Source organism: Mangrovibacterium sp., from assembly GCF_059905295.1.
This window is the reverse complement of sequence record NZ_JBZQJF010000154.1, coordinates 1-4,439: the sequence shown is the minus strand read 5'-3', so window position 1 is coordinate 4,439 and position 4,439 is coordinate 1. Positions and strand designations below refer to the sequence as shown.

General features: G+C 42.6%; 4 protein-coding genes. All 4 read right to left on the bottom strand.

Annotated elements, in window-relative coordinates; translation table 11 throughout:
- The coding region (locus tag AC37HE_RS08115; protein ID WP_500782325.1) for an alcohol dehydrogenase catalytic domain-containing protein at positions 1 to 338 on the bottom strand (338 nt) is incomplete at its 3' end.
- 150 nt (positions 339 to 488) lie between these two features.
- Positions 489 to 2,456, bottom strand: coding sequence for an SDR family NAD(P)-dependent oxidoreductase (locus AC37HE_RS08110; RefSeq protein WP_500782324.1), 1,968 nt, complete (start codon positions 2,454 to 2,456; stop codon positions 489 to 491).
- Between the two features lie 47 nt (positions 2,457 to 2,503).
- Entirely contained in the window at positions 2,504 to 3,739 is a 1,236-nt protein-coding gene (locus AC37HE_RS08105) for a PHP domain-containing protein (protein ID WP_500782323.1), read from the bottom strand.
- A gap of 427 nt (positions 3,740 to 4,166) precedes the next feature.
- The coding region (locus AC37HE_RS08100) for a hypothetical protein (protein WP_500782321.1) at positions 4,167 to 4,439 on the bottom strand (273 nt) is incomplete at its 5' end.

Below are 4,439 nucleotides of genomic sequence, written 5' to 3'. Positions count from 1 at the left end.
GAATAGCCTGGAGCACTTAATACGCCAACAGGGCCTTCTTCGTAATAAATTGCCGGCTGAATAGAGAACTTCTGTCCTGCCTTAAACTTATGTTGCCAGTTGACACCAATTTCAACCAACTCGCCGGCAAATTCGTGCCCAATCAAAATGGGATTCTCCGCCACATCGTTGGGAATACGTTTGTGATCCCTACCCTGCGAGGCTGCTTTGTACGACGACATACAAATACTGTCAGACACAACTTTCGCTAAAATTTCATCATCACCAATCTTTGGAAGCTCAAATTCTTCCAGTCGCAAGTCTTTCTTGCCGTATAATCGAATAGCTTTTGTTTTCATATTCTTGTTACTAGAAGCTGGTAACTTGTTACTCGTTAACAAACACCAGCTTCGGTTATATTCTAAAATTTTATCTATCGAAACAACATCCCGGTTTTTATTAACTGTTCCAGATTATCTATCCAGAAAGCAGAAACAAAAAACCAGGAACTAGTTCAGCATATTTTGACCACCTGTTACCGGCACTGCCTGACCAGTTTCATACTCTTGTTCAACCACATAAAAGATAGCCCGCATCACATCAATAGGCGTACACCCGCGACCGGCGGGAACCTGTGCTTCGTAATACGCTTTAACATCATCGATTGTTTTTGCACCCGGAACTTTGCCGGCCTTCAAATACTGAACAAACAAACCTTTTTCCGGATCGGCCCAAAGCGGTCCGTCGAAAAAGTTGCCCGGACAGATTGAATTAACTTTAATACGCGAAGGCATAAGCTCCAGAGCAAATGACTGGGTTAAACCAATGCCACCAAACTTTCCACCGGCATAAGCAAAATTCTTATTACTCCCTTTCAAACCCGATTTTGAATTAATCTGAATGATATCGGTAAAGTGATCAGGCTTGATTTTATTTTGCAGCTTCATCACTGCCGATGCATATTTCGCACACAGGAAGTAAGCTGAGTAGTTCACTTTTGTCATCAACTCAAAGGTTTCAGGCGTCATTTCATCCAAGCCTCCGGCACGTAGTATTCCGGCATTACTGATAAAAGCATCTAAGCCTCCAAAGTTCACAACAGTTTCATAAACCAGTTTCTGTACTGAATCGGCACTCGAAACATCGGCTTTTACAAACAAAGCCTTATTCTTCCGGTTGATTGCATTTAACTCCGCAGCAAACGCCTGTCCCTTTTCAGCATTCAGGTCGGCAATTACGACATTGGCTCCCTGCTTCATCAATTCATCAACGATTCCGGCACCGAAGCCCTGAGCTCCACCGGTAACAACCATAATCTTACGATCGACACGACCAGCAGTTGAGCCCATTGAAACCTTGGAACGGTACTGTTCAACCTCCCAGTTCTCGATAAATTGAATTTGTTTGGGGGTCATCGGATGCTCTCCACCAAATGTCTGGGCAAACTTTGCTATTCGGCAACAATCGGTTACCACATCACAAAGCACATCTGCTCCTTGCGCATTATCAGAAATCAGCATGACGCCCAATCCTTTCGCAAAAATCACCTTCGGAAGCTTTCCTTTTGCCGAATTATAGTCCTCAATTTTTGTTTGAATATCTTCTAAAAATGCTGCAGGATCTCCGGCATATTGCGTGTAGATATAGGCAGAATTAGCATAAACAATACCATCCGGGGTAAACGGGTTGGCGATCGAAGGATAGTTTTTCTCATCCAGGTAGAAATCCAGCAAGGTATTATTCACCAACTTAACCGTTTTCAGTCCTTCACCCGACACCATCATACGCACAGCCGGTATTACTTTGGCTGCATCGGCCGATACGGGCAGGTCTTCAAGTGGAGCTTCCACGCCGAATGCAGCATCCAGCTTTCCAATCAAATCATCGTAAATTTCCTTAATCTCTGCAATTGAGTTAGCACCAACAAAAACCCCGTGATTTTGGAGTAGGATCACTGCAGGTTCTTTGCCTTTTTGCTCCCGATAGTCTAAAACAGCTTTTTCAACTACCTTAAACAAGATATAGCCGGGATCTTCATACGGGACATATAAAACATCGTCTCCGAAAACCTCCGCTGTCTTCTCCGCTGCCTGTTTACTGCACATCAGCCCGTTCACCTTTGTTGAATGTGTGTGAACGATAAACTTATAATCAATCAGGTTGTGCAGAGAAGTCTCAACTGAAGGACGGCGGCCTTTTTCCGGCTCGAGCCGACTTCTCAGCAAATCATTTTTAATTTCCTCTTCGCGTTGTAAAACCTCGGATGAATAACTTTTTGTGTTGATTTCGTTTAACTGTTTACGATCTAATTTTGCGAAACCAGCTTCGCTAATCGTCGATAAGCTAAAACCGCTAGCTTTTACCCTTAAGCAATCGGCGTTTTTATAGGAAGTATTACCGCCTCCTGCCAGTACGAAATCTTTCTGTTTGCCATAAAACTGCGAGATCTCGACTAAGTCTTTTATTCCTTGTTCCATAAGTTTGAAAATTCCTGTATTTTTTGGTTTGATTTTATTTGATTTCTTTATTGGCCACTTATAAACTTCTTAATCACCGCATTTCCCAACGCAATAAATTCATCGCGCTTTTCGATTTTAGCTTTACCATGCTTATTGAGATAGCCTTTCCCGCCCTTCACAATCAAATATTGGTGAGCCGCTATCACACATGCTCCTTCGTAGCCGATCTTCTTCATGGCAGGACTCAGATCTTTACCGTCGCCACCATAAACTGTTATTGGGTCAAGTTTGGGTGTATTGTGCTCCGTCCCGAAGGTAATAACAAAGCCCCGATCATTGAAAAATTTAACGAATTCTTCCATGATCTCGGGTTTATTGCGCCCGGGGATCAATTCCAGCATGTAGACATCTTTTGCCACCAGTTGCTCGTATAGCTTTTCGAAATCCCCTTCAAAATCGGTAAACTCTCCCTTGGGATTATCAAGCAATACCGGATAACAAGGAATACCACCTGCCTGAATGATCAGCTCTTTAACCTGCTCAAGGCTTAAGAAAGCTTTATCATCTTCCGGGACGAAAGCCTTTCCACCAGACTTTAGCAGATTGCCGCGAATCTCGTTTTCAAGTCCTGCAAAATCGCTCATATCCGATTTTGGTTCTTTCCCGGAAAACAGTTTCGTAAAGAAATCCTTCTGTGCATCTTCCGACGGAAATTTGGAGGCCACGGCCTCACGCAGTGCTTTAGCTATATGCCTTTCACGCAACAAATTTTTGGCGTATTCTGCCTTCATTTCCTCAAAAGTGAATGAAAATCCGGCATTCAACTCATCCAAAAAAGTATTCAATTTTTCAATCATTTGGGCGGTTTGCCTGTTACTTTCATCCTGAACCTGAAACAGACGGGCAACCATATCCGCATTTAGACGAACAGGATAACGTAAACCCTTCCCGCTAAAATAGGTACGACCGGGATTATTGGGATCATTCACCCGAACGCCTGCAGCCTGCAAGTCCTTTTGCAAGCTCATAAATTCAATGTTGAACAAGGGAAAAATCTGCCTTTGCTTTGCTAATGTGTTAAACTCGTCGTAGCCATCGGTTGTGTAGAAATCGTTGATCCCCAGCACATCTACATCCTCCTCCTGCGCCATATTAAACGGCTGAGCGATTTGTGTAAAAGCACTGAAAGAATACGGTGTATGAAAATGCCCGTTGACCTGGAGAACATCCGGATTAAAATCTCCGACCATTGCCATTAGCTGCTCCGGCTTCGGGTATTTTGCAAATACTGAAGTAGCCATAAGTTTGATTTTTAGTATTGTATAAGGTTTGTCTTACAATACTAACGAATCTAATCCGGATAGCTATCCTTGGGTGTCCTGCTTAAAAACAAGATCAATTGTGATATATTGAGTTTAAGTCTTTCTGCTTCACTCTTGCACTCTGAAATTCGCCATAACCATCAATCGTTAGGCCACAATAGAAATGGCCATTATCTACAAAAAGACAGAACCGGCCTGTGAGTAAATCCTGAAGATTGTCATGAACCTGACTCTGGCCTATTCAAAAGATAAAAAAAGCCCATTGAGACTCTAATGATTGCATCAAGATCCTTCGCCAAGGAGGAAAACATGACAAAACAATTGATTTTGAAGGTGGCCATAGGTTTGGCTTTCAAAGAAAAAGGGAGGCTCACATGAACCTCCCTTTATTGTAAGTTTTCAACCGTTATGCGTTTTGAGCGCAATACTGGTCAATCATTTCAATATGCTTTTGTTTCTCCTCAACACTCAGAAAACTTCCGGCAAACGAATTCTTTGCTAACTGGGCTACCTCATCTTTATTGAGCAATAAAGAATCGGCAACAGCCAACAAGTTTTCATTGATATAACCACCAAAATAAGCCGGATCGTCTGAATTAACAGTCACCACCAAGCCTTTATGCAACATCTTCTTTAAGGGATGCTCTTCCATATGGCTAATAACCTGCAAGGCTTTGTT

Bases quoted from the DNA above. Each gene is read 5' to 3' on its own strand.
- AC37HE_RS08105 (WP_500782323.1), bottom strand. From the start codon at position 3,739: ATGGCTACTTCAGTATTTGCAAAATACCCGAAGCCGGAGCAGCTAATG.
- AC37HE_RS08110 (WP_500782324.1), bottom strand. From the start codon at position 2,456: ATGGAACAAGGAATAAAAGACTTAGTCGAGATCTCGCAGTTTTATGGC.